The sequence below is a fragment of the Janthinobacterium sp. HH102 genome, from assembly GCF_001758625.2.
Classification (GTDB): Bacteria; Pseudomonadota; Gammaproteobacteria; order Burkholderiales; family Burkholderiaceae_D; genus Janthinobacterium.
Genome location: NZ_CP062062.1, coordinates 4,756,607 through 4,781,880, shown reverse-complemented (window position 1 = coordinate 4,781,880; position 25,274 = coordinate 4,756,607). Strand labels below are relative to the sequence as shown.

General features: G+C 63.0%; 23 protein-coding genes and 4 tRNA genes. 20 read left to right on the top strand and 7 right to left on the bottom strand.

Annotation, left to right across the window (positions count from 1 at the left end; translation table 11 throughout):
* Positions 1-23 precede the first annotated feature (23 nt).
* Positions 24-1,358 carry an MFS transporter gene (locus JAB4_RS21835; protein ID WP_070221931.1) on the bottom strand — a complete coding sequence of 445 codons (1,335 nt, stop codon included), beginning with the start codon at positions 1,356-1,358 and terminating at the stop codon, positions 24-26.
* A 32-nt stretch (positions 1,359-1,390) separates the two neighbouring features.
* The gene (locus JAB4_RS21830) at positions 1,391-2,194 is read right to left on the bottom strand and encodes a substrate-binding domain-containing protein (RefSeq protein ID WP_139143552.1); all 804 of its coding nucleotides are present in this window, start codon (positions 2,192-2,194) and stop codon (positions 1,391-1,393) included.
* Positions 2,195-2,446: 252 nt separating this feature from the next.
* Between JAB4_RS21830 and JAB4_RS21825 the strand changes: the two genes are divergently transcribed.
* Complete coding sequence (locus tag JAB4_RS21825; RefSeq protein ID WP_070221933.1) at positions 2,447-3,361, top strand: LysR family transcriptional regulator; 915 nt, start codon at positions 2,447-2,449, stop codon at positions 3,359-3,361.
* Positions 3,362-3,392: 31 nt separating this feature from the next.
* On the opposite strand, the gene JAB4_RS21820 is transcribed toward JAB4_RS21825, so the two are convergent.
* Positions 3,393-4,205 (bottom strand): FadR/GntR family transcriptional regulator, encoded by an 813-nt coding sequence (locus JAB4_RS21820; RefSeq protein WP_070221971.1) that lies wholly within the window; start codon positions 4,203-4,205, stop codon positions 3,393-3,395.
* Between the two features lie 189 nt (positions 4,206-4,394).
* On the opposite strand from JAB4_RS21820, the gene JAB4_RS21815 reads away from it, so the two are divergent.
* From JAB4_RS21815 to denD, 6 genes are read left to right on the top strand one after another with little or no spacing between them, the layout of a single operon-like run.
* Positions 4,395-5,723, top strand: coding sequence for an MFS transporter (locus JAB4_RS21815; protein WP_070221935.1), 1,329 nt, complete (start codon positions 4,395-4,397; stop codon positions 5,721-5,723).
* A gap of 14 nt (positions 5,724-5,737) precedes the next feature.
* Positions 5,738-6,637 carry an L-threonate dehydrogenase gene (gene ltnD / locus JAB4_RS21810; RefSeq protein ID WP_083286949.1) on the top strand — a complete coding sequence of 300 codons (900 nt, stop codon included), beginning with the start codon at positions 5,738-5,740 and terminating at the stop codon, positions 6,635-6,637.
* Positions 6,638-6,657: 20 nt separating this feature from the next.
* Positions 6,658-7,959, top strand: a complete 1,302-nt coding sequence (gene otnK, locus JAB4_RS21805) for a 3-oxo-tetronate kinase (RefSeq protein ID WP_070221937.1) — start codon at positions 6,658-6,660, stop codon at positions 7,957-7,959.
* Complete coding sequence (otnC, locus tag JAB4_RS21800) at positions 7,956-8,600, top strand: 3-oxo-tetronate 4-phosphate decarboxylase (RefSeq protein ID WP_070221939.1); 645 nt, start codon at positions 7,956-7,958, stop codon at positions 8,598-8,600. Before otnK ends, otnC begins: the two co-directional genes overlap by 4 nt.
* Positions 8,601-8,617: 17 nt before the next feature.
* The gene (gene otnI, locus JAB4_RS21795; RefSeq protein ID WP_070221942.1) at positions 8,618-9,409 is read left to right on the top strand and encodes a 2-oxo-tetronate isomerase; all 792 of its coding nucleotides are present in this window, start codon (positions 8,618-8,620) and stop codon (positions 9,407-9,409) included.
* Positions 9,410-9,411: 2 nt separating this feature from the next.
* Positions 9,412-10,383, top strand: a complete 972-nt coding sequence (denD, locus tag JAB4_RS21790; protein ID WP_070221944.1) for a D-erythronate dehydrogenase — start codon at positions 9,412-9,414, stop codon at positions 10,381-10,383.
* Between the two features lie 135 nt (positions 10,384-10,518).
* On the opposite strand, the gene uvrB is transcribed toward denD, so the two are convergent.
* Complete coding sequence (uvrB, locus tag JAB4_RS21785) at positions 10,519-12,606, bottom strand: excinuclease ABC subunit UvrB (RefSeq protein ID WP_070221947.1); 2,088 nt, start codon at positions 12,604-12,606, stop codon at positions 10,519-10,521.
* Positions 12,607-12,718: 112 nt separating this feature from the next.
* Between uvrB and JAB4_RS21780 the strand changes: the two genes are divergently transcribed.
* The 4 genes from JAB4_RS21780 to JAB4_RS21765 all read left to right on the top strand — a co-directional run bounded on the left by JAB4_RS21780 (position 12,719) and on the right by JAB4_RS21765 (position 15,285).
* Positions 12,719-13,933 carry an amino acid aminotransferase gene (locus JAB4_RS21780; RefSeq protein ID WP_175444695.1) on the top strand — a complete coding sequence of 405 codons (1,215 nt, stop codon included), beginning with the start codon at positions 12,719-12,721 and terminating at the stop codon, positions 13,931-13,933.
* Positions 13,934-14,064: 131 nt separating this feature from the next.
* Positions 14,065-14,140, top strand: a tRNA-Asn gene (locus JAB4_RS21775).
* A gap of 136 nt (positions 14,141-14,276) precedes the next feature.
* Positions 14,277-14,352 (top strand) — tRNA-Asn (locus tag JAB4_RS21770).
* A gap of 186 nt (positions 14,353-14,538) precedes the next feature.
* Positions 14,539-15,285 (top strand): alpha/beta hydrolase, encoded by a 747-nt coding sequence (locus JAB4_RS21765; protein WP_070224170.1) that lies wholly within the window; start codon positions 14,539-14,541, stop codon positions 15,283-15,285.
* Positions 15,286-15,297: 12 nt separating this feature from the next.
* On the opposite strand, the gene JAB4_RS21760 is transcribed toward JAB4_RS21765, so the two are convergent.
* Positions 15,298-16,236: an alpha/beta hydrolase gene (locus JAB4_RS21760; RefSeq protein ID WP_070224192.1), complete on the bottom strand. Its 939-nt coding sequence runs from the start codon at positions 16,234-16,236 to the stop codon at positions 15,298-15,300.
* A gap of 203 nt (positions 16,237-16,439) precedes the next feature.
* Here JAB4_RS21760 and JAB4_RS21755 point away from each other — a divergent pair, with 203 nt between their 5' ends.
* The 8 genes from JAB4_RS21755 to JAB4_RS21720 all read left to right on the top strand — a co-directional run bounded on the left by JAB4_RS21755 (position 16,440) and on the right by JAB4_RS21720 (position 23,436).
* Complete coding sequence (locus JAB4_RS21755; RefSeq protein ID WP_070224169.1) at positions 16,440-16,766, top strand: Dabb family protein; 327 nt, start codon at positions 16,440-16,442, stop codon at positions 16,764-16,766.
* 73 nt (positions 16,767-16,839) lie between these two features.
* Positions 16,840-16,915 (top strand) — tRNA-Asn (locus tag JAB4_RS21750).
* Between the two features lie 137 nt (positions 16,916-17,052).
* On the top strand, positions 17,053-17,355 hold the full coding sequence (locus tag JAB4_RS21745) for a hypothetical protein (RefSeq protein ID WP_217494573.1): 303 nt from the start codon (positions 17,053-17,055) through the stop codon (positions 17,353-17,355).
* A gap of 348 nt (positions 17,356-17,703) precedes the next feature.
* The gene (locus JAB4_RS21740; protein ID WP_070224168.1) at positions 17,704-18,363 is read left to right on the top strand and encodes a sugar dehydrogenase complex small subunit; all 660 of its coding nucleotides are present in this window, start codon (positions 17,704-17,706) and stop codon (positions 18,361-18,363) included.
* A complete protein-coding gene (locus JAB4_RS21735; protein WP_070224167.1) occupies positions 18,360-20,018 on the top strand; it encodes a GMC family oxidoreductase in 1,659 nt (552 codons plus the stop codon). The genes JAB4_RS21740 and JAB4_RS21735 overlap by 4 nt, the downstream gene beginning before the upstream one ends.
* On the top strand, positions 20,015-21,493 hold the full coding sequence (locus tag JAB4_RS21730; protein ID WP_227742013.1) for a c-type cytochrome: 1,479 nt from the start codon (positions 20,015-20,017) through the stop codon (positions 21,491-21,493). Before JAB4_RS21735 ends, JAB4_RS21730 begins: the two co-directional genes overlap by 4 nt.
* 143 nt (positions 21,494-21,636) lie before the next feature.
* A complete protein-coding gene (locus JAB4_RS21725) occupies positions 21,637-22,038 on the top strand; it encodes a GtrA family protein (protein ID WP_070224166.1) in 402 nt (133 codons plus the stop codon).
* Between the two features lie 99 nt (positions 22,039-22,137).
* The gene (locus tag JAB4_RS21720; protein ID WP_070224165.1) at positions 22,138-23,436 is read left to right on the top strand and encodes an NCS2 family permease; all 1,299 of its coding nucleotides are present in this window, start codon (positions 22,138-22,140) and stop codon (positions 23,434-23,436) included.
* 70 nt (positions 23,437-23,506) lie between these two features.
* On the opposite strand, the gene JAB4_RS21715 is transcribed toward JAB4_RS21720, so the two are convergent.
* Entirely contained in the window at positions 23,507-24,214 is a 708-nt protein-coding gene (locus JAB4_RS21715; RefSeq protein WP_070224164.1) for a GntR family transcriptional regulator, read from the bottom strand.
* Between the two features lie 270 nt (positions 24,215-24,484).
* Here JAB4_RS21715 and JAB4_RS21710 point away from each other — a divergent pair.
* Positions 24,485-24,560 (top strand) — tRNA-Asn (locus tag JAB4_RS21710).
* A gap of 151 nt (positions 24,561-24,711) precedes the next feature.
* On the opposite strand, the gene JAB4_RS21705 is transcribed toward JAB4_RS21710, so the two are convergent.
* Positions 24,712-25,095, bottom strand: coding sequence for a hypothetical protein (locus JAB4_RS21705; RefSeq protein ID WP_227742012.1), 384 nt, complete (start codon positions 25,093-25,095; stop codon positions 24,712-24,714).
* Positions 25,096-25,274: the final 179 nt, after the last annotated feature.

The following is a 25,274-nucleotide window of genomic DNA, read 5'->3' as shown; positions in this document are numbered from 1 at the left end:
CCGTCTGGCCAGGCCGTACTGGTTCAGGCCGGAACTGGATGGCGCTCCTTGACGATGCCGCGATAGATCAGCCACGTTGCCAGCAGGCTGATGGCGCCGGCGCCCGCCATCCAGTAGCCTGGCGCCGCCTTGTCGCCGGTGCTCTCGATCAGCAGGGTCGACACCAGCGGCGTCAGGCCGCCGAACAGCGCGGTGGCCAGGCTGTAGGCCAGCGAAAAGCCCGTGGTCCGCACGCTGGCCGGGATGATTTCCGTCAGCGCGACGATGGTGGCGCCGTTGTAGCTGCCGTACAGGAAGGACAGCCACAGCTCGACCATCAGCATGTGCTCGAAACTGGGATGGGCGACCAGCCAGGACAGGGACGGGTACGCGGTCAGCATCGTCAGCGCCGCGCACGCGGCCATGATGGGCCAGCGCCCGATGCGGTCGGACAGCGCGCCCATGACGGGCAGCCAGAGTAAGTTCGACAGGCCGATGCACAAGGTGACGAGCAGGCTGTCTTCGGTGCTCAGTTTGAGCACGCTCTTGCCGAAGGTCGGCGTGTAGACGGTGATCAGATAGAACGCCACCGTCGTCAGCACGATCAGCATCGCGCCGCTGACGACCAGCGGCCAGTTGAGGCTGATGGTCTTGAGCATTTGCCGGAACGTCGGATGCGACTTGCGCGTCAGATAGGCCTCGGTCTCCTGCAGCGAACGGCGGATGTAGAACACCACGGGGATGATGGAGCATCCGATGAAGAACGGGATGCGCCAGCCCCAGTCCGCGATGAATTCCTTGCTCAAGGTTGCGTTGAGATAGTAGCCGAGCGCCGCGGAAAAGATGATGGCGACTTGCTGGCTGGCCGATTGCCAGCTGACGTAATAGCCCTTGTTGCCGGGTGTCGCCATCTCGGACAGGTAGACCGACACGCCGCCCAGCTCCACGCCGGCGGAGAAACCTTGCAGCAAGCGCCCGATCAGCACGAGGAACGGCGCCAGCAAGCCGATGGTCGCATAGCCGGGCACGAAGGCGATCAGCGCCGTGCCGGAAGCCATGATGGCCAGGGTCAGCACCAGTCCCTTGCGCCGGCCGATGCGGTCGATATAGCTGCCGAGGATGATGGCGCCCAGCGGCCGCATGAAAAACCCCGCGCCGAAGGTGGCGAAGGTCATCATCAGGGCCGCGTATTCGCTGGTGGCGGGGAAGAAGGCCTTGGCAATATACGTCGCGTAAAAGCCGAACAGGAAAAAATCGTACATTTCGATGAAGTTCCCGCTCGTCACCCGGATGACGGTGGCGATGCGCGAGGGAGGGCGTGCCTGTGTGCGCGGCGCTGTCGGCTCGGCGAGGGGCGCGGCGGTCGATGGAATGGCCATGGTTTACCTCGATGAAAGATGAGTGACGTCGCCTAGTGCGTTGCTGTTGCTGGCGCCGATGCCGGTTCCAGTCCGGACGCTTCGATCGCGCCGGCGTTGGCCGGGGCGGCGAGGAAGCGCAGCAAGGCGCGGCCGGCTTCCGGTTCCTTGCCGCCCGGGACCAGCGCCGCCGAAAATTGCGTCATCAACTGCACTTCCGGCGGCAGCAGGCCGACGATGTCGATGCCTTGGACCGGCAGCAGCTCGCTGCGCTGCTGGCAGCCGAAATCGGCCTCGCCATGCGCGATGATTTCGCCGACGGGGGTGGCGGGAATTTTGGCGGCCTTGCCCTGCATCTGCTCCGCGATGTGCAGTGTCTTCATCAGCTGCTTCTCGATGTATTCGCCGCTGGCGCTGTCCGAATAGGCCACCTTGTGCGCCTGCAGGAAAGCGCTGCGCAAGCCCTCGGTCGTGCTGATGTCGGGCTTTGCCGCGCCGTGGCGCACGGCGCAGGCGATCGGCGAATTGGCCAGGACCACCTTGCTGCCGGGGACCAGGCGGCCTTCCTGCATCAGTTTGTCGAGCGCGTCGCCGACCATGATGACGACGTCGATCGGCTCGCCGCGCGCCAGCCGCGCCGGGATCGCATTCCTGGTGGTGCCCATCGACGGTCCCCATTCGGACAGCAACTGGTCGCCGCTGGCGCGTTCGTAGGCGGGCGCCAGGTTTTTGTAGGCCTGGGCGAAGCCGCCCGAGCTGACCACGCGGATGTCGGCGGCATGGGCCGCGCCGGCGGCCAGCAGCACCAGCGCCGCGAGCAGCGGGCGCGAGGTTTGCAGCAGAGTATGCTGAGGCATGATGGTTCTCCTGATGTTAAAATTTTTTCATGAGGCCGGGTGTCAAGCCCGTGCCGTGGCGGTTGTTGAGGTGTGTTTCCGTGACGCCGGCAGCGTTGCGCCGCCGGCCGCCGGTAAAAGCGCGAACGTGGAATGGTGTCGCATCATGTCTCCTTTTTCAGTTCAGGCCTTCTTGGCGAGGCTCAGCATTCAGACCCCATCATCGTTGAAATGGCATAATTTGATAATTGCAATTTTTCCGGGAATTAATGCATGCAGCGCATCAATTACGAGCTTCATGATTTGCAGGCTTTCGTGGCCGTGGCGGAGCGCAACAGCTTTCGCCAGGCCGCGGCGGACCTGTTCCTGTCGCAGCCCGCGCTCAGCCGCCGCATCGAAAAACTCGAGGATGCGCTGGGGGTCAAGCTGTTTGAGCGCACCACCCGGCGCGTGCAGCTGACCAACGTCGGGCAGGTGTTCCTGGTGAACGTGCGCGATGCGCTCAACGGCCTGGAAGATGCCGTGCTGGGCGTGGCCGACCTGGCCGCGCACCGCACGGGGACGGTGACGTTTGCCTGCGTGCCCTCGGCCGTGTGGCATTTCCTGCCGGACGTGCTCAAGCGCTTCAGCGCGCAGTTTCCGAAAATCCGCGTGCGCGTGCATGACGAAAGCGCGCAGGACGTGCTCAACCTCGTGCTGTCTGGCGAGGCGGACTTCGGCATCAGCTTTACGGGCGCGGAAAATCCGGAGATCCATTTCCAGCCCATCTACGTCGAGACCTACGTGCTGGCGATGCGGGCCGATCACCGGCTGGCCAAGCGCAAGAAGCTGAGCTGGAAGGATACGGTCGACGAACGCTATATCTCGGTGGCCAAGTCGAGCGGCAACCGCAGCGTGCTCGATGCGGCGCTGGCCGGCGTGGAAAAACACCCGTGGATCTCGTGCGAGATCAACCACGTGTCAGGCATCCTGGCGCTGGTGGAGTCGGGCCTGGGCGTGGCGGCGGTGCCGGGCCTGTCGATTCTGCCGGAGCGGCAAGGCGCGGTGGTCGGCGTGCCGCTCGTCAATCCCGCCGTCAAGCGCACGCTGGGCTTGATCAGCCGGCATCAGCACGCGATGCCGCCCGCGTCACGCACCCTGTTCGACATGATGAGCGCGAGCATAGGAAAGCAGGGGCGGCGGGCATGAGCGCAGCGCAGGTGAGGCGGTGACGTAGATCTTATTTTTGCATGATGGGATCGCGCCCCAGCGTGCGCGCCAGCGCGCCGCCGTCGCCGCGCCAGAATTCGCGGTCGGCCAGGCGCACGCGCTCGGCCGCGTGCTGCATGTGTTCCATGGCCGCCTGGCGTGCCCGCTGCGGGTCGCCATCCGCGATCGCCTGCACGATCTTTTCATGTTCGCGCCGCACTTCGATGGAAAAGTCCGTGCGCCGCGCTTCATTCGCGCGCGTCACCTTGACGGCCGAGCGGATCGGGTCGGCGAACATGGCGACGAATTTCGGCCAGTAGGGGTTGCCCGTCGCCTCGGCGATGCACAGGTGCAGGCGCACGTCTTCTTCCACGCCGTCGACGCCGGCCGCCACGGCTTCCTCGATGCGGCGCAGCGCGTGTTCGATGTCGGCCAGCTGGCCCGGCGTGCGCCGCACGGCCGCCAGCGCGGCGATTTCCGCTTCCAGTCCCTGGCGCACCTCGATCAGATTCAGCAGCGACTGCACGGACTGCTCCGTAAGCTCGTCGCCCCGTTCTCCCGTCTTCGCGCCATCCTGCGCGCACACGAACGTGCCGCTGCCCTTGCGCGTGGCGACGATGCCGTCCGCCTGCAGCAGGGCGATGGCTTCGCGCAGCACCGTGCGGCTCACGCCGAAGTGGCTGGCCATGGCTTGCTCCGACGGCAGACGCGTGCCGCCGGCCAGGCCGTCGTTGTGAATCTGCTGGCGCAGCCGTGCCGCCACCCGCGCACCCAGGGTGCCGGTGGTGAAACTGCCCGCGGCGGGCTCCGGCGGGGGAAGGGTAAAGCGGAACGTGCGGTCCATCGGATGCATCCTTGTACTAGCGGTTTTTATGCGGGCTTGCCTGCTTGCCATTATATGGAATATACAGCTTGACACACACAAAACACACACATAATATACATCCATACAAATTTAAGACAAGTTGCCAGCCACCTCCGGTGGACCATAAAAACCCGGCACGGTCGATCCCCCAGCGATCAGGAGACAAGCATGGACGTATCACAAGCATTGCCCGGACAGGCGGCCGGCGTGGCCGCCAGCCAGAAAACCATCGACGACGCCGTCTATCGCAAGGTGACCTGGCGCATCATCCCTTTCCTCATGCTGTGCTACATCGTCGCTTACCTCGACCGTGTGAACGTGGGCTTCGCCAAGCTGCAAATGCTGGCCGACCTGCAGTTTTCCGAAACCGTGTACGGCCTGGGCGCCGGCGTGTTCTTCCTCGGCTACTTCCTGTTCGAAGTGCCCAGCAACGTGATGCTGCACAAGATCGGCGCGCGCGTGTGGATCGCCCGCATCATGATCACCTGGGCCATCATCTCGGGCGCCTTCATGTTCGTCACCACGCCGACCCAGTTCTACGTCATGCGCTTCCTGCTCGGCATCGCCGAGGCGGGTTTCTTCCCCGGCATCATTCTCTATTTGACCTACTGGTATCCGTCCGAGCGCCGCGCGCGCATGGTGTGCACCTTCATGGCCGCCATTCCCGTGGCGGGCCTGATCGGCGGCCCCCTGTCGGGCTGGATCATGGAAACCTTCGCCGGCTGGCACGGCTACGCGGGCTGGCAGTGGATGTTCGTGCTCGAAGCGATACCCGCCGCGATGATGGGCGTGGCCGTGCTGCTGTACCTCGACAACAGCATCCGCGCCGCGAAGTGGCTGACGGAAGACGAAAAAGTCATCCTCGAGCAGCGCATCGCCACGGAAGCACAGGGCAAGGTATCGCACCCGTCGATCCGCGCCATGTTCGCCGACCCGCGCATCTGGGTCATGGCCCTGATTTATTTCTGCTGCGTGATGGGCCAGTATTCGCTGACCTTCTGGCTGCCCAGCCTGATCAAGGCGGCCGGCGTGACGGGCGTGCTCAATATCGGCCTGTTCACGGCGATTCCGTACTCCGTGGCCGTGGCGTCGATGATCCTGCTGGGCCGCAGCTCGGACAAATACCGCGAACGCCGCTGGCACATGGCCATCCCGCTGGTGGTCGGCGCCGCCGCCATCGTCTGCAGCGCGCTGGCCGGCGCCCACAACACGGGCTGGGCCATCTTCTTCCTGACGATCGCCGCCGGTGGCATCCTGGCCGCTTCGCCCATGTTCTGGAGCCTGCCGACGGCTTTCCTCGGTGGCGTCTCGGCCGCCGCGGGCATCGCCGCCATCAATTCGGTGGGCAACCTGGCCGGCTTCGCGGCGCCGTACATGATCGGTTCCATCAAGGATCTGACGCAATCGACCGACATCGCCATCTACCTGCTGGCCGGCATCCTGGTGATCGGCGCATTCATCATCATGCGCGTGCCGGCCAAGCTGGTGAACAAATAAGACTGGAGTAGCAGATGAACGTGGAAATGAAAAAAGTGGGCGTGATCGGCCTGGGCGCCATGGGCATGGGCATCGCGCAATCGTTGCTGCGCGCGGGCTTTGAAGTGCATGCCTGCGACGTGCGCCCGGAAACCGTGCAAACGCTGGTCGACAAGGGCGCCCATGCGGCGCAATCGCCGGCCGCGCTGGCGGCGCAGGTGCAGGCCTTGCTGATCGTCGTCGTCAATGCGCAGCAGACGGAAACCGTGCTGTTTGGCGAAGACGGCGCGGCCAGCGCCCTGGCGCCGGGCAGCGTCGTCATCGCCTGCGCCACCGTGGCGCCCGAATTTGCCGAAGCGCTCGGTGCTCGCCTGGCGGCCATGGGACTGCGCTTCATCGACGCGCCCATTTCCGGCGGCGCGGCCAAGGCGCAAGCCGGCGAGATGTCCGTGATGGCGGCCGGCGCGCCCGATGCGTTCGACGCTTGCACGGGCATTTTTGACGCCATCTGTGCAAAGCTGTACCGCCTGGGTGAGCAGCCGGGGCAGGGCTCGAAAGTCAAGATGATCAACCAGCTGCTGGCCGGCGTGCATATCGCCGCCGCTGCCGAAGCGATGGCGCTGGGCTTGCGCGCCGGCTGCGACGCCGATGCCTTGTACGAAGTCATTTCAAACAGCGCCGGCAGTTCCTGGATGTTCCAGAACCGGGTGCCGCACATTTTGAAGGGCGACTATACGCCGTTATCAAGCGTGAACATTTTCGTGAAAGACCTCGGCATCGTGCTCGATTACGCGAAAAAGAGCGTCTTTCCACTGCCCCTGTCGGCCACGGCGCACCAGATGTTCATGCAGGCGTCGGCCGCTGGCTTTGGCGGCGAGGACGACTCGGCCGTGATTAAAACTTTCCCCGGTATCGATCTGCCGGCGAAAGCGTAACTGAATCAAAAGGAACCATCATGACTGTATTACTGGGATGTATCGCCGACGATTTCACGGGTGGCACCGACCTGGCCGGCATGCTGGTCAAGGCCGGCATGCGCACGGTGCAGCTGATCGGCGTGCCGCAAGGTCCGCCGCCAGCCGACGTCGATGCCGTCGTCATCGCCCTCAAGTCGCGCACGAATGCGCCGGACGAGGCGGTGGCCGAATCGCTGGCCGCGTTGGCCTGGCTGCAGCAAGCCGGATGCCGCCAGTTCTACTTCAAGTACTGCTCCACGTTCGACTCCACGCCGCGCGGCAATATCGGTCCCGTGGCCGAAGCGCTGATGCGGGCGCTCGACACGGACTTCACGATCGCCTGCCCCGCGTTTCCCGCGAATGGCCGCACCATCTACAAGGGCAACCTGTTCGTCGGCGACGTGCCGCTGGCCGAGTCGGGCATGCGCGACCATCCCCTGACGCCGATGACGGATTCGAATCTGGTGCGCGTGCTGCAGCAGCAGGTGCAGGCCAAGGTGGGCCTGGCCGATTACAGTGTGGTGGAGAAGGGCGCTGCCGCCATCGCCCAGCGCTTCACGGACTTGCGCGGCCAGGGCTGCCATTTCGCCGTCGTCGATGCCGTGTCGAACCGCGACCTGGAAGCCATCGGTGCCGCTTGCGCCGACTTGAAACTGATCACGGGCGGTTCCGGCATCGCGTTGGGATTACCGCAGAATTTTCGACAGCGGGGCCAGTTGTCGCCATCGCCTGCGGGCCAGGCGGGGCGCTTGCCGCCGGCCTCCGGATTGCGCGCCGTGATCTCGGGCAGCTGTTCCGTGGCCACGCAGCAGCAGGTGGCGCACCTGCGCGAACTGGCGCCGTCCTTCCACGTCGACCCTTTGTCGCTGGCCGCGGGCGGCGAGGTGGTGGACGCCGTGGTGGCGCAGGCGCTGGCCTGGGCGAATCAGCACCTGGCGCAAGGCCCCATTTTGATCTATGCCACGGCCACGCCGGACGCCGTGCGCGCCGTGCAGGCGCAGCTGGGCGTGGAGCGTGCCGGCGCCCTCGTCGAGGAAGCCCTGGCCGCCATCGCGCAGGGGCTCGTGCGCCTCGGCGTGGGCCAGTTGATCGTCGCCGGCGGCGAAACCTCGGGCGCCGTGGTGAAAGCGCTGGGCATTGCCGGCTTGCGCATCGGCCCCGAAATCGACCCCGGCGTGCCCTGGACGCTAGCCTTGCCAGCGCCGGGCGACGAAGGCAGGGCACCGTTGGCGCTGGCGCTCAAGTCCGGCAATTTCGGCACCGTGGATTTCTTCAGCAAGGCCTGGCAGGTGCTGGCATGAGCGCCACGGAATCGCGCCAGCGCGAGCTGATCGTCGACTTCGGCAAGTCCCTGTTCGAAAGGGGCTTGACGGCGGGCAGCAGCGGCAACCTGAGCGTGCGCCTGTCCGACGGCTGGCTGCTCACGCCGACGAACGCCAGCCTGGGCCGGCTCGATCCGGCGCAGCTGTCCAAGCTCGATTGGGATGGCAAGCTGATCAGCGGAGCGCCGCCGTCCAAGGAGGCGTTCCTGCACCGCGCCATGTACGCAGAGCGGAGCAGCGCGGGCGCCATCGTGCACCTGCACTCGACGCATTCGGCCGCCGTGTCGTGCATGTGCGGCTTGAACCATGACGACTGCATCCCGCCGCTCACGCCATACTTTGTGATGAAGGTGGGGCGCTTGCCCCTGGTGCCGTATCACCGTCCGGGCGACCCGGCGCTGGCGGGCGCGATCGGCGCCATGGCGCGCAAGCACTCGGCCGTGCTGCTGGCCAACCACGGTCCCGTCGTGTCGGGCACCAGCCTGGAAGCGGCCGTGTATGCGGCCGAGGAACTGGAAGAGACGGCCAAGCTGTTCCTGCTGCTGCGCGACGTGCCCACGCGCCCGCTCGACGCGGCGCAGATCGCGGACCTGAAGCAGACATTCAAACTCGAACTATAGAATTCAAGGAGACACGCATGCCCCGTTTTGCCGCCAACCTGACCATGATGTTCAATGAAGTGCCTTTCCCGCAGCGCTTTGCCGCCGCCGCGCAAGCGGGTTTCCAGGGCGTCGAATTTCTGTTCCCCTACGATCACGCGCCGCAGGAAGTGGCCGGCTGGCTGCGCGAAAACAAGCTGCAGAACGTGCTGTTCAACCTGCCGCCGGGCGACTGGGCGGCAGGTGAGCGGGGCATCGCCTCGCTGCCGGGCCGCGAAGCGGAATTTCGCGCTGGCGTGGCACAGGGCATCGCGTATGCGCTGGCGCTGGGCACGCCGCGCGTGCACATGATGGCGGGCCTGCTGCCCGTGGGCGCCGACGTCAATCTGCACCGCGCCACCTACCTGGCCAACCTGCGGTACGCGGCGAAAGCCGTGGGCGAGCATGGCATCGAGCTCCTGATCGAACCGATCAACGGGCGCGACATGCCCGGCTATTTCCTCGTCACGCAGGCGCAGGGCCATGCGCTGCGCCTGGAGTCGGGCGCGCCCAACGTCAAGGTGCAGATGGATTTTTATCACACGCAGATCGTCGAGGGCGATATCGCCATGACGTTCCAAAACAACTTCGACGGCATCGGCCACGTGCAGATCGCCAGCGTCCCGGCCCGCAATGAACCGGACGATGGCGAAGTCAATTACCCATACCTGTACACCCTGCTCGACGAGCTGGGCTACGAGGGCTGGATCGGCTGCGAATACCGTCCGCGCGGGCGCACCGAGGATGGCCTGGGCTGGCTTGCCGCATACAACAACAAACAAGGAGCATGAAGATGAAAGTACTGATTACCGGCGGTGCCGGTTTCCTGGGACAGCGCCTGGCGCGCCAGTTGCTGGCGCAAGGCCAGCTGACGGACAGCCACGGCCAGTTGCAAGCGATCAGCGAGCTGGTACTGGTCGATGTGGTGGCCGCGCATGACTTCCACGATGCGAGAGTCAAGGTCGTCACGGGCGACATCGCCGATGGCGCCCTGATGCGCGCCACCATCGATGCGCAGACCACGTCGATCTTCCACCTGGCCGCCATCGTCAGCGGCCAGGCGGAAGCCGATTTCGAGCTGGGCATGCGCATCAATCTCGATGCCTCGCGTTTGCTGCTCGATATCTGCCGCGAACTGGGGCACAAGCCGAAAGTGGTCTTCACCAGCTCCGTGGCCGTCTACGGCGGCAAGCTGCCGGACGTGGTGCAGGACACCACCGCGCTGAACCCGCAATCGTCGTACGGCGCGCAAAAAGCCATCGGCGAATTGCTGCTCAATGACTACAGCCGCCGCGGCTTTGTCGATGGCCGCGTGCTGCGCCTGCCCACCATCAGCGTGCGTCCCGGTAAGCCGAACAAGGCGGCGTCGTCTTTCGCCAGCGGCATCATCCGCGAACCGTTGAATGGCGAGGCGGCCGTCTGCCCTGTGTCCACCGATTTGCGATTGTGGCTGCTGTCGCCGCGCGGCGCCATCGCCTCGCTGATCGCCGGCCACGAACTGGCGGGCGAGGCCTTTGGCGCCAGCCGCACGGTGAACTTGCCGGGTTTGAGCGTGAGCGTGGGCGAGATGATCGCCGCGCTGGAACAAGTCGCCGGCGCGGACGTCGTTGCCCGCATCAGCTATGCGCCCGATCCGGCCGTCGAGCGCATCGTCAAGAGCTGGCCCGGCGCCTGGGACACGGCACGGGCCGAGTCGCTGGGCTTGACGGCCGATGCGGATTTCGCCAGCATCATCCGTGCGTATATCGAGGATGTGAAAGCATGAAGCCGCGTAGGTCGGATTAGCGGCGGCACGCCGCGTAATCCGACAATATTGCTGGCGTTGGTTTAAGTGCTGATGTCGGATTGCGCTGGCCTGTCAGCCAGCTAATCCGACCTGCGCCATGCCAGCGCGTGGGGCTTATTTGCCCAGTATCGACGCCACATTGTCGGTGCCGGGCGCGCCGAACAGCTGCTGCTTGAGGATGTGCAGCTGGTCGCGCACTTGCGCCGCCTTTTCGAACTCCAGGTTCTTGGCGTGGTCGACCATCAGTTTTTCCAGGCGCTTGATTTCCTTGCTGACCTGTTTCTCGCTCATCGCTTCGAATTTCGCCGCTTCCTGCGCCACCTGCAGGGTCTCGCGCGCTTCCTGCGGGCTGTAGACGCCGTCGATCATTTCGCGGATCGATTTCTTCACACCGATCGGGATGATGTTGTTGGCCGTATTGAAGGCGATCTGCTTGGCGCGGCGGCGTTCCGTCTCGTCGATGGCGCGGCGCATGGAGTCCGTGATGCGGTCGCCGTACAAAATCGCCGTGCCGTTCAGGTTACGCGCGGCGCGGCCGATGGTCTGGATCAGGCTGCGTTCGGAGCGCAAAAAGCCTTCCTTGTCCGCGTCGAGGATGGCGACCAGCGATACTTCCGGCAAGTCCAGGCCCTCGCGCAGCAGGTTGATCCCCACCAGCACGTCGAAGGTGCCCAGACGCAGGTCGCGCAGGATTTCCACGCGCTCCACCGTTTCGATATCGCTGTGCAGGTAGCGCACCTTGATGCCATGGTCGCCCAGGTATTCCGTCAATTGCTCGGACATGCGCTTGGTGAGGGTGGTCACCAGCACGCGCTCGTCCTTCTTGATGCGCTCGACAATTTCCGACATCAGGTCGTCCACCTGGCTGCTGGCCGGACGCACGATGATCTGCGGGTCGACCAGGCCGGTCGGGCGCACGACCTGTTCGACCACCTGGTCAGAATGGGTCTTTTCGTATTCGGCCGGCGTGGCCGAGACGAACACGGTCTGGCGCATCTTCTGTTCGAATTCCTCGAATTTCAAGGGCCGGTTGTCGAGCGCCGACGGCAGGCGGAAACCGTAGTCGACCAGGTTCGTCTTGCGCGAGCGGTCGCCGTTGTACATGGCGCTCAGCTGGCCCGTCAGCACGTGCGACTCGTCGAGGAACATCAATGCGTCGGGCGGTAAATAATCGACCAGGGTCGGCGGCGGTTCGCCGGGCAGCGCGCCGCTCAGATGGCGCGAGTAGTTCTCGATGCCCTTGGTGAAACCGATCTCCGCCATCATTTCCAGGTCGAAGCGCGTGCGCTGTTCCAGCCGCTGCTCCTCGATCAGTTTATTTTCCTTGCGGAAGAACTCGAGGCGCTCGCGCAGCTCGTCCTTGATGGTCTCGACGGCGCGCAGCACGGTGGAGCGGGGCGTGACGTAGTGCGAACCCGGGTACACGGTGAAGCGGGGGATCTTTTGCCGTACGCGGCCCGTCAGCGGGTCGAACAGCTGGATCGATTCGATCTCGTCGTCGAACATTTCCAGGCGCACGGCCAGCTCCGCATGCTCGGCGGGGAAGATGTCGATCGTGTCGCCGCGCACGCGGAAGGTGCCGCGGCCGAAATCGACCTCGTTGCGCGTGTACTGCATCTGGATCAGGCGCGCGATGACGTCGCGCTGGGCGACCCTGTCCTTGACGCGCAGGGTCAATATCATCTGGTGGTATTCGTTCGGATTGCCGATACCGTAGATGGCCGAGACGGTGGCGACGATGATGACGTCGCGCCGCTCCATCAGCGATTTGGTGCACGACAAACGCATCTGCTCGATATGCTCGTTGATCGACGAGTCCTTTTCGATGAACAGGTCGCGCTGCGGCACGTAGGCTTCGGGCTGGTAGTAATCGTAGTAGCTGACGAAGTATTCGACGGCGTTCTGCGGGAAAAAGTCGCGGAACTCGCTGTACAGCTGCGCCGCCAAGGTCTTGTTCGGCGCGAAGACGATGGCGGGCCGGCCCATGCGCGCGATGACGTTGGCCATGGTGTAGGTCTTGCCCGAACCGGTCACGCCCAGCAGGGTCTGGAAGGCCAGTCCGTCGGCAATCCCCTCTGACAGCTGGTCGATTGCCGTGGGCTGATCGCCGGCCGGAGGGAAGGGCTGGTGCAGCTTGAAGGGGGAGTCCGGGAAAGAGATAATTGCGCTTTCCGCCTCGCTGGCGGTAGATAATTCGGGCATGTGAATCAGACCTTTGTTAGAATAGTGCTCTGCTGGCGGCCCTGGCGTTGTATTTCGGGGCGCTGTCTACAACTCCGCTGTGAACCTGCTTCCAATCGAATCCAATCTTATCATGACGAACCCAACTGTTTCTGCCAGTCTGTTTAGCGCCATCGAGATGGCCCCACGCGACCCGATCCTGGGCATCACCGAAGCATTTAACGCGGACCAGAATCCCGCCAAAATCAATCTGGGCGTTGGCGTCTATTATGACGACAACGGTAAAGTGCCTCTGTTAGCTTGCGTACGCAAGGCGGAAGCCATCCTGATCGAACAGGCCGCCCCACGCACCTATCTGCCGATCGAAGGCCTCGCTGCCTACGACAAGGCGGTGCAAGAACTCGTATTTGGCGCCGATAGCGCCGTAATTCAAGAGCGCCGCGCCATCACCGTGCAAGCGATCGGCGGCACGGGCGCACTGAAGATCGGTGCCGACTTCCTGCAGCGCTTCGCGCCGGGTGCCCAGGTCTACATCAGCGACCCGAGCTGGGAAAACCACCGCGCGCTGTTCGAGAACGCCGGTTTCGTTGTGAATAACTACACCTACTACGATGCCGTCACCCATGGCGTGAACTTCGACGGCATGCTGGCCAGCCTGAACGCCATGCCGGCCGGTTCCATCGTCGTGCTGCACGCCTGCTGCCACAACCCGACCGGCGCCGACCTGAGCGTGGCCCAGTGGGACCAGATCATCGCCGTCGTCACGTCGCGCGGCCTGGTGCCGTTCCTGGACATGGCCTATCAAGGCTTCGCCAACGGCATCGCCGAAGACGGCGCCGTGGTGCGCCGCTTTGCCGACGCGGGCGGCCCGCTGCTGGTGTCGAACTCGTTCTCGAAATCGTTCTCGCTGTACGGCGAGCGCGTGGGCGCGCTGAGCGTCGTCGCCGCCAGCGCCGATGAAGCGGCCCGCCTGCTGTCGCAATTGAAACGCGTCGTGCGCACCAACTACTCGAACCCGCCAGTCCACGGCGGCAAGGTGGTCGCCACCGTCCTGGCCACGCCGGAACTGCGCCAGCTGTGGGAAGAGGAACTGGCCGGCATGCGCGTGCGCATCCGCGAAATGCGCAATGCCTTCGTGGAAAAGCTGAAAGCCAAGGCGCCAGGCCACGACTTCGAATTCGTGCGCCAGCAAATCGGCATGTTCTCGTACTCGGGCCTTAGCAAGGAACAAGTGGCTTCCCTGCGCGAGCAATCGATCTACGCCGTCGACACGGGCCGTATCTGCGTGGCAGCATTGAATTCGCGCAACATCGACATCGTTATTGACGCGATCGCCAAAGTGCTTTAAGATCTTGCTTCTTCGGCGCTGCATGCAAGTGTGGCGCGGATGGCAATAGAAAGTCGGCGCTGGCCGTGTTTGTGAAGATGCAGTATCCATCTTGCAAATATGGAACAAGCGACATATAATATTGCCTCTTTTCCCTGATAGCTCAGTTGGTAGAGCGACGGACTGTTAATCCGCAGGTCCCTGGTTCGAGTCCAGGTCGGGGAGCCAGAATTCGAAAGGCCGCGTTGAAAAACGTGGCCTTTTTTGTTTTTGCGCTGTCGGCGGGCAGCTGCTGTCCGGAATAGAAATTTCCCTGGGGGAATCTGGACATGTGCTTGCTTGCCCTATATAATACGGCCTCTTTTCCCTGATAGCTCAGTTGGTAGAGCGACGGACTGTTAATCCGCAGGTCCCTGGTTCGAGTCCAGGTCGGGGAGCCAGAACATCAGCAGTATCGAAAAGCCCAGCCTTCACCGGTTGGGCTTTTCGCGTTTCAGAGCCTGCATGAGGCATCCGTGTCATCACTCTTGATCCCGCGCATAGGCCGCCAGGCACCCGGCGCTATGCTGGAGGCGACAAGGCGCCGGCAGGCCTGTCATCGCCTTCAACTTCCTGGAGGGGCTGAAATGGATGAGGTCACAAGTGTTGGGTCGGCAACGATCGTGCTCGTGCATGGCGGTTTTGTCGACGGGTCGGGTTGGGAAGCCGTTTACCGGGCGCTGCGTGACGAGGGTTGTCACGTTGCCATTGTGCAAAACCCAACGCTATCGCTGGCGGACGATGTGGCCGCGACCGGACGGGTCATCGCCGCGTCGCCGGGTCCCGTGGTCCTCGTTGGTCATTCGTATGGCGGTGCCGTGGTCACGCAAGCGGGGAACGATCCCAAGGTCAAGGCATTGGTCTACATCGCGGCGTTTGTGCCGGATCAAGGCGAGTCCGTCGATTCCTTGCTGAAGAATGCCCCGCCTGGCGCACCGGTGCCGCCGATCTTGCCGCCGCACTATGGCTTCCTGTTGCTCGACCAGAAAAAGTTTGCGGCCGCCTTCGCGGCCGATGTGCCCAGGGACAAGGCCCGCTTCATGGCGGTATCGCAAGTGCCCTGGGGAGTGGCCGCGCTGACCGGCGTGGTCAGCGCGCCAGCGTGGAGGAGCAAGCCCAGCTGGTACCTGGTGGCGACTGAGGACAAGATGATTGCGCCGGCGATGCAACGCAAGATGTCCGAACGCGCGGGCTCGAAGGTGGTCGAAGTCGCCGGCAGCCATGCCATTTACATTTCGCAAGCCCATGCGGTGGCGACGCTGATCCGCAAGGCCGCCGCCGGCATTGCCGGCGACCAGGCCAGCCTGTCCGCTTCCGGGATTGGTGTCCCGTGACGGGGCGTCGTATCAGGACTTCGGCGCCGCATCCAATGTCTTGATGATGGCTTCCTGGAACTGCACCGGTTCATCCTGGTGAATTTGATGCCCGGAATGGTCAAAGAAAAACAGCCCCTTCTTTGGCGTCTTCAATGTTTCAAAATACGCTTGCGTGATCCTGGTCGAGGTCTGGATATCGTTTTTGCCGACGAAGAAATACACGGGGCAGTCAACGCTCTTCAAGGTCCTGGGCAGATCGATGTTCATGACCTCGTTCCAGACTGGCGACCAGGTTTTCGACCATTGAAGAAAGCCCGTCTTGAAGCCCTCGCTTGTGGCAAATTCCTTGCCATCCTTGTAAAAAAGCCATTTCCTTAAATAAAACATGCTTTCGTCACTTGCAAACGGGAAACTGACGCTGTCCAGTTCCTGGCTGGCGACGGCATTGTCCTTGAAATGCACTTTCAAGGTTTTCAGCAATTCTTTCTCGCTTTCCAGCTGGCTCACGACAGGATTGGACGCGAAATAGGCATGCAGCAGTTCCGGATGATGCTTGACGATATAAAAGCCCAGGACGTTGCCCCAGGAACTGCCCAGCAAGTATATTTTTTCCTGCTTGAGCTCTTTTTGTAGAAACGTGATGACCTGGTACGTGTCCTGCTCCATCTGCGCGACGGAAGGTTGGCTTGGCGAAGGATTCAGTTTCAGGGTTTTTCCTGCATCGCGCTGGTCCCATTGCACAAGCGTAAATCTCTTTTTCAGGATGGCGGTAAACGCATCCGCATTCTTCATCATCGAACTTCCCGGCCCGCCCGATAGAAAGAGAAGAGCAGGCTTGTTGGAGTCATCTGTTTTGATTTCCACAAACTGCTTTATCCCGCCAATGTCGGGAGTCAGCAGCACGTCGATGGCAAGCGGAACGGGTTGTGCTTTACATGCATAAAATGGAATCAAGGCGATGAATAACATGGCCATTATGCTGTTTTTTGTCATGGGCTGGTATGGATGGTTGCTGGCAGGTATGGGGTGTCCATGTAGGATGTTATCCGAATAATATGTTGCATATGAAAAATATCTGCAGCGCGTCCGCAGTGGCGCCATGGCGGGCTGCGGCCTGTGTCTTTTCCCGTTTTGCGCTATCCTGAATGCAACCCCATAGGAGAGTTGCCACCATGACCTGTTCTATCCCGTTGCGCCATATCGTTCTCTGTGATTTTCTTGAGGACATCACACCGGCCAAGCATGCCGAGCTGGTCTATGAATTTTCCCAGCTTAAACATCGCATCCCCGGCGTGCTGCAATTCGAGTGGGGGCCGAACGTCAGCCCGGAAGGCCTCGATGACGGCTTTACTGATTGCTTCAGCTTGAGTTTTGCCGATACGGGCGCGCGCGATGCGTATCTGACCCATGCCGCGCACCAGGCTTTTGTCGAGCTGCTTAAACCATGGCTGGGCCGCGTACTCGTGTTCGACTATCATCCGCAGGAAAATCCGGGCTGAGGTATGCCGCGCATAATTTTTTTCGCGTAAATCTGGACAACTGAAAATTTGCGCTATAGAATGCGGCCTCTTTTCCCTGATAGCTCAGTTGGTAGAGCGACGGACTGTTAATCCGCAGGTCCCTGGTTCGAGTCCAGGTCGGGGAGCCAGAACATCAGCAGTATCGAAAAGCCCAGCCATTACGGTTGGGCTTTTTGCATTGTGACATTGCACGCAGATGTGTCGAAAAGCATCTGTCATACTTGCAGGGCATATTTGCCGCCTCTCGAGGAACACAAGCCTTCCCATGAAGAATATCTGCGCCCTGGTGCTGATGCTGGCCGCCGGCATCGTCTATGCGCCCCTTGCCGGCGGCCAGGGACGCCAGCCCTTGTCCGAAGCGAAGGTCAAGCAGCAGATCATCGCCGAATCGATTGCCGCCTATCCGGGGCGCTGCCCCTGTCCCTACCATGCCGCCAAGAATGGCAGCGCTTGCGGAGGACGCAGCGCATGGAGCAGGAAGGGCGGTTATGCCCCCATTTGCTACGAACGCGAAATCAGCAGCGAGATGGTGCGCAAGTGGCGCGAGGAAAATGCCGCGGCGTCGTGAGCATTGCCCCGTGCGCAGCGCCTGCAGCTGTGCCGGCATAGGGGCGATGCCCAAGCGGCCCCATAAATCGTGGTACAGCCTGACCGGCACGAGGCCCGTATGGCCATCGATATCGCCGGGCGTCACCCTCGTGCGATGCCGCTATCTCGCCCCTGGCCAGCACATGTTCTTGCTGGGCAGCCAGCCGGCATCCATGCCGGCATCGCGCAGGGCAAATTCTCAATAGTAATACTACATTGGCAGACAATTTACTTCTGTAGGATAATGTGGAACCGGTTCCATTTATGCGCAAATGCAATGTGGCGCAATCATCGAAGTCAATAAAACAACAAGTCTTGCGGGAGTCTCATGAACTATCCAGGCAGCGAACCATCTGCAACATCCGTTTCATCCCTTCCCCGCATCAGCCGCCGCCACGCCCTGATCGGCCTGGCCGCCTTGCTGGCGCAGGCCGGTTTCTGGAGCAATCCGCTCTCGGCCGCCATGCCGGCGCCAGCCAGCGCTCCGGCGCCCGGCCTGGCGCCCGCGACGATGCTGTTCTACACCTTGTCGCAAACCATCACGGGCCACCGCGATCTGTCCGCCGCGACGGCGGCGCGCATCGAGCAAGCCATGCGCACGAACCTGCCCGGCTTCGCCGAGCGCTTGCCGCAACTGAGCGCGCTGCTCGTCACGGGCCAGGAAGCCAAGGCGCTGCTGGCCGCCGCCAGCGCCGCCGATGCGGCTTTGCGTGAGCTGGCGCTGGCCATCGTTGCCGCCTGGTACACGGGCACCGTCGCCGGCCATCCTGAGCAGGGCACGAAGTCCATCGTCGTCGCGTATGCGGAAGCCTTGATGTACCGCACGGTGGCCGATGGCCAGGTCGTGCCGACCTATTGCAATTACGGCCCTCTGTGGTGGCTGAAGGCGCCGCCGGCCGTGCGCGTCTCCGCGCCCGTGGCGCCCAAACCCGTACCGGCCCCGGCCACCACCGGCACTCCCGAACCGAAAGGCAAGCAAGCAAAATGAAATCCCCCCAATTCAAGAGTAATGGCGACGTCGTCGCCGATGTTGTCATCGTCGGCACGGGTGTCGTCGGCGCCATGATGGCCGACCAGCTGGCCGCGCAAGGCCATTCCGTGATCATGCTGGAAGCGGGCCTGCGCATCGAGCGGGGACAAGCCGTGGAAAACTGGCGCAACATGCCGTTCGAGAACCGCGTCGGTTCCGACTTCCAGGGCCTGTATCCGCAGGCGGACAATGCGCCCGCGCCCCTGTATTTCCCGAAGAATAACTATGTGGAATTGTCCGGTCCCAGCGGCAGCAGTTTCCAGCAGGGCTATCTGCGCACGGTGGGCGGCACGACCTGGCATTGGGCCGCGTCGTGCTGGCGCCATTTGCCGTCGGACATGCGCATGAAGAGCGATTACGGCGTCGGGCGCGACTGGGCCATTTCCTATGAGGAACTGGAACCCTACTATTGCCGCGCCGAGCAGGAAATGGGCGTGGCCGGCCCCAACGATCCCGCCTTGCAGTCGCCCAGCGAGCGCAGCGCGCCGTACCCGATGGACATGGTGCCCTGGGGCTATGGTGACAAGCGCTTCGCCGAAGTGGTCAACCCGCACGGCTACCGTTCCGTGCCGATTCCGCAAGGGCGCTCGACGCGTCCGTGGCAGGGCCGTCCCACGTGCTGCGGCAATAACAATTGCCAGCCGATCTGCCCCATCGGCGCCATGTACAACGGCATCCACCACGTCGAGCGGGCCGAGCTGAAAGGCGCGGGCGTGCTGGCCGAGGCCGTCGTCTACCGCATCGACACGGACCAGAACAATCGCGTCACCGCCGTGCACTGGTATGACGCCAAGAAACAGTCGCACATGGCGACGGGCAAGGCCTTCGTCATCGCCTGTAACGGCATCGAAACGCCCCGTTTGCTGCTGCTGGCGGCGAACCAGAACAATCCGAACGGCATTGCCAACAGTTCGGACCAGGTCGGCCGCAACATGATGGACCACTCGGGTTTCCACTGTACCTTCCTGGCCAATGAACCGATCTGGACGGGCCGTGGCCCCGCGCAAAGCAGCTGCCTGGTGGGCCCGCGCGACGGCGCCTTCCGCGCACAGTATTCGGCCAACAAGATGATCCTGAACAATATCACCCGGGTCGGACCTGCTACGCAGCAGTCGTTGAAGCTGGGCCTGGTGGGCAAGGATCTCGACGACGAGATCCGCCGCCGCGCCGCGTTCGGCGTCGACCTGTCGATCAGCCTGGAACCGCTGCCTGAAGCGCACAACCGCCTGACCTTGAGCAAGACGCGCAAGGATCCGCTGGGCCTGGCCTGTCCCGACATCTACTATGACGTGGGCGATTACGTGCGCGATGGCGCGAAGGCCGCGCATGCGCAGCTCGAGCACATCGGCAAGCTGTTCGGCGCCGTGGAATTCCATATCACCGACAGCCTGAATGCGAATAACCACATCATGGGCGGCGTCATCATGGGCAGTAACCGTCTTGACTCCGTGGTCGACGGCAATTGCCGCGCCCACGACCACGCCAACCTGTGGCTGCCGGGCGGCGGCGCCATGCCGTCGGCCAGCGTCGTCAACACGACCCTCAGCATGGCTGCGCTCGGCTTGCGCGCGGCCGACGACATCGCCCGCACCCTGGCAAGGGAGGCAGCATGATGCGCCGTTTCTTGCTGGGCCTGACCCTGGCGGCCGGCTTGCCGCTGGCCGCGCGTGCTTTACCACCTGTGCCGCCGGCGCCGCCCGTTACCCTGACGCCGGACCGTCCGGCCGCGCCGGCCGCAAGCACAGCCGCCAAGCCCGATGCACGGCTGGAGCGGGGCCGCTACCTGGCTATCGCGGCCGACTGCATGGCCTGCCATACGGCGGCGGGCGGCAAGCCGTATGCGGGCGGCTACGCCATCGATTCGCCGCTGGGCACGATCTATGCGACGAATATCACGCCCTCCAAAAAAGGCGGCATCGGCCATTACACGGAGGCCGACTTTGCGCGCGCCCTGCGCGCAGGCGTGCGCGCCGATGGCAGTCATCTGTATCCGGCCATGCCCTACACCAGCTATGCGCAGCTGACGGATGCGGATGTGGGCGACCTGTATTACTACTTCATGCAGGCCGTCCAGCCCGTCGACGAGCCGGCGCGCCAGACGGCCCTGCCATTCCCGTTCAATGTGCGCCTGTCGATGCTGGGCTGGAACACCTTGTTCCTCGACAATAAACGCTTCGTGCCCGATCCGGCGAAGAGCGCACAGATCAACCGCGGCGCCTACCTGGCCGAAGGGCTGGCGCACTGCAGCGCCTGCCACACGCCGCGCAACGCGCTGATGGCGGAAATCGGCAGCCAGACCCTGGCGGGTGCCGCGCTCGGCTCCTGGCATGCGCCGAACATCACGTCCGACAAGGTCAGCGGCATCGGCGCGTGGACGGATGCGGAACTGACGGCCTACCTGAAGACGGGGCACGTGGAAGGCAAGGGGCAGGCGGCGGGCGGCATGGCCGAAGCCATCCAGAACAGCCTGCAATTTTTGCGCGACGACGACGTGGCCGCCATCGTCGCCTGGCTGCGCACGGTGCCGCCCGTGCGCGCGCAGGGGCAGACCAAGGCTGCCTTCAGCCACGGCAGCGCCGCCAGCGAGGAAGCGGCATTGCGCGGCATGGCCGCTGCCACCGAGCGCCATTCCTTGAATAGCGGCGCCGTGCTGTTTTCCGGCTATTGCGCCAGCTGCCATTCGGCCAGCGGCGCCGGCAGCACGGGGCAAAGTTATCCGGCCCTGTTCAACAACACGGCGACGGGCGGCAACACGCCGGCCAACCTGGTCTCGGCCATCCTGTTTGGCGTCGAGCGCAAGATCGAAGGGGAAGAGCACGAAGCGTTCATGCCCCGTTTCGACCAGCGCTCGTACGTGCAGCCCTTGACGGACGAGCAGATCGCCTCGATCGCCAATTACGTGCTGAAACAGTACGGCAACCCGGAGGTGTCGGTGACGCCTGCCTACGTGGCGCAGGCGCGCAGCGGCGGCGAAAAACCCGTGCTGGCGCGGGCGCAACCGTTCATGCTGCCGGGCGGCATCGCGGCCATCTTGTTGCTGATCGCGCTGTGCGTGTGGCTGCGCCGGCGCCGTCAAGTCAAGAAATAGGCATCGGAGCCGTGGAGTATCGGCGGCGAATATGAACGTTGGGCGCAACTTGCAGTAAAATGCAGGCTGAAAAATGGTTACGAGCAATCGTAGCCATTTTTTATTCTGGCCCGACCCTGCTATCGTTCATTTGAAAACTGACAATGTCCCATTCCCTGCATCACCAATTCTTGCGTTTCGCCGCCGTCGGCGCTTCCGGCACGGCCGTGCAATACAGCGTGCTGTGGGGCGGTGTGGAATGGGCGGGCATCAGCGCCGCCGCCGCGTCCGGCATCGGCTACATCCTCGGTTCCGTCGTCAACTACCTCCTGAATTACTTTTTCACGTTTAAAAGCGACAAGGGCCATGGCGAGGCGGCCAGCAAGTATTTCACCTTGCTGGGCATCGGCTGGTGCATCAATACGGGGCTGATGTGGCTGCTGGTACACCAGCTGGGCTGGTATTACTGGCTGGCGCAGGTGCTGGCGACGGGCATCGGGCTGGTCTGGAATTTCGCGGGCAGCCGCTGGTGGGCCTTCAAGCCGGCCGGCGCGCCAGGCAAGTAATCAAGTAAGCAAGTAAGCAAGTAAGTAGTTGTTGCAAGAAAAAAAGATGCGCATAGTCCAAGACCAGGCGCGCGGTTTTACCAAAACAAGGGGTTAATCATGCAGTTCCTGGAACGCTATTTCAAACTGAAGGACAACGGGACCAATGTGCGCACGGAGCTGCTGGCCGGCCTGACCACGTTCCTGACGATGGCCTACATCATCTTCGTCAACCCGTCCATCCTCGGTGACGCGGGCATGCCGAAAGACTCCGTTTTTGTCGCCACCTGCCTGGCGGCCGCCATCGGCACCCTGATCATGGGCCTGTACGCGAACTACCCGATCGCGCTGGCGCCGGGCATGGGCTTGAATGCGTATTTCTCGTACACGGTGGTCAAGGGCATGGGCATGAGCTGGGAAGTGGCGCTGGGCGCCGTCTTCATTTCCGGCTGCCTGTTCATTCTGGTCAGCCTGTTCAAGATACGCGAGATGATCATCAACAGCATCCCGCCCGCGCTGCGCACGGCGATCACGGTGGGTATCGGCCTGTTCCTGGCCATCATTTCGCTGAAAAGCGCGGGCGTGGTGGTGTCGAACCCCGCCACCATCATCGCACTGGGCGACTTGCACCAGGCGGCGCCCATCCTGGCCATCCTCGGTTTCTTCATCATCGTCGCGCTGGACCGCCTGAAAGTGCCGGGCGCCATCCTGATCGGCATCCTCACCATCACCATTGCCAGCTTCTTCTTCGGCGGCAACCAGTTCAACGGCATCGTCTCGGCGCCGCCCGCCATCGAACCGACCCTGTTCAAGCTCGACATCATGGGCGCGCTGTCGATCGGCATCGTCAACGTGGTGCTGGTATTTTTCCTGGTTGAATTGTTCGATGCGACGGGCACCCTGATGGGCGTGGCCAACCGTGCCGGCTTGTTGAAAGACGGCAAGATGGAACGCATGAACAAGGCCTTGCTGGCCGACAGCACGGCGATTGCCGCCGGCGCCTGCTTGGGCACGTCGAGCACCACCGCCTTCGTCGAAAGCGCTGCCGGTGTGCAAGCGGGCGGACGTACGGGTTTGACGGCCGTCGCCGTCGCGCTGCTGTTCCTGGGCAGCCTGTTCTTCGCCCCGCTGGCGCACACGGTGCCGCCGTACGCGACGGCGCCCGCGCTGCTGTACGTGGCCTGCCTGATGCTGCGCGAACTGACCTTCATCGACTGGGATGACAGCACGGAAAGCATCCCGGCCGCCATCACGGCGCTGATGATGCCGTTTACGTATTCGGTGGCCAGCGGCGTGGCCTTTGGTTTCATCACCTATGCGGTATTGAAACTGTTGACGGGCAAGGGCAAGCAGGTATCGGTGGTGGCCTACATCATCGCTGCCATCTTCCTGTTCAAGTTCATCTACCTGGGCGAATAGCAAGTTTGCCTGCAAGTAGTGACAAGGCCGCCCGTGCATCAGCAGGGCGGCCTTTTGCTTTTGGCGCCGCTTACATCAGCAGTGCGGCGACCAGGTCTTTTTTGGCGTCGCCGGCGCTGCCGTCGAAGCGCAAGGCCGCTTCCACGTGCGCCAGGTGCTCGACCATCAGGTGGGCCGCCAGATCGGCGTCGCCGCTGCGTGCCGCATCGAGAAAGCGGCCGTGTTCGTCGCACGAGCAGGCGGCCGCGTGACCCGACTGGTACAGCATGGTGATGAGCGAGCTGCGGCCCACCAGTTCGCGCACGATGTCGCGCAGAACGGCGTTGCCGGCGATATCGGCCAGCAAGACGTGGAAGTCGCCCAGCAGTTGCGAGCGCAGCGGCGTCGCTTGCGCCAGCGCCAGGCGTTCCGCTTTCAGGTGCCGATCGAGCATCCTGTAGTCGGCAGGTTTGGCCTGCGCGACGAATTCGCGCGCCAGGGCCGCTTCGATGATGCGCCGCGCGGCAAAGATGTCGCGCGCTTCCGCTTCGGTGGGCTGGCTGACGAAGGCGCCCTTGTCGGGCACCATGCGGATGAGTTTGTCTTTCGAGAGAATCAGCAGGGCGGCGCGGATCTTGGTGCGGCTGACGCCATACAGCCGGCACAGCGCCTCTTCGCGCAGCCGCGTGCCGGGCGGCAATTGGCGCGCCACGATGGCGGCCGCCATATGTTCGGCAATTTCTGCCGAGCTGTCGCCGCTGCCGGCCTTGTCTACCAGGGTTGCGCTTGATTCTGTCATGTCGGGTAAGAGCAGTCAGCCAGGGGCAAGGCGAACCTTGCAAGCGCATGTCCGCGCGGCGGCGTGGTTGACGCCCCGCTGCCGGCATGCCGTTGTGCGCCTTGCGTATCGGCAAGGCATGGCTATTCTACTATCTTGCCTGGCGGCGCGCAGACGGGGCCCGCCGCCTGGCGAGGCATGCTCCCTGGCTGCCTGTTTTGCTGGCCATGCGGCAACCATGTAGTAACGACTGGACATGGGAAATTTTGACGTATATAATTCGGCCTCCTTTCCCTGATAGCTCAGTTGGTAGAGCGACGGACTGTTAATCCGCAGGTCCCTGGTTCGAGTCCAGGTCGGGGAGCCAGAACAAGCAGCAGCAAAGGGCCACGTGGCAACACGTGGCCCTTTTGTCATGTGCGCATGGTTTTCATCCATGCTTGCCATGCCGTCAGTGTATCAACGGCCTGCACGATGCCATCCCGCTGGTGGCAGGGGTACGCGCAATGATGCCCGGATCAGGGATCGACAAACACGTCGAAGCGCACCTTGAGCGGGCTGCCCCAGGAGATTTCTACCCAGGCGCGGAAGCCGCCGTTGTATGGCGCGATGTTATACACGGCCATGCGGGCGGCGCCGATGAAACGGTCCTGGGGATTCGCGCCATATTCGCTGATATTGAGAAATACGCGCGAATTGGCGTGCACATTGGCATTGGCGAAGTTGACCGAAGGATGCACGCCATTGGCCGTCCACGTATAGTAGGTGGTGAAGGCAGCGGGACTCAGGTTCAAGTCCTGTGCGGCCGCGCCTTGGGCGCTTTGGCCTTCCTGCTCCATCGGCGTATCGGTTTCATCCAGTGCCAGGTTGCTGCCGGTGCGATGTTCTACTTTCATTTCCATGATGTACTCCTGATCGATAGTTTGGACGCCGCGCCTGTCGTCGTGCGGCAAGACGCCCTATCTGTGCTGCCGTGACGGCCAGTGTCACGTCCTGGCTGATAAGGTAGCCGCCTGCTCCATGCTGTTGGAGTAATTCATTCTAGGCATACGCGGGGGCGGAAAGCGCGCTGGGCCGCCGG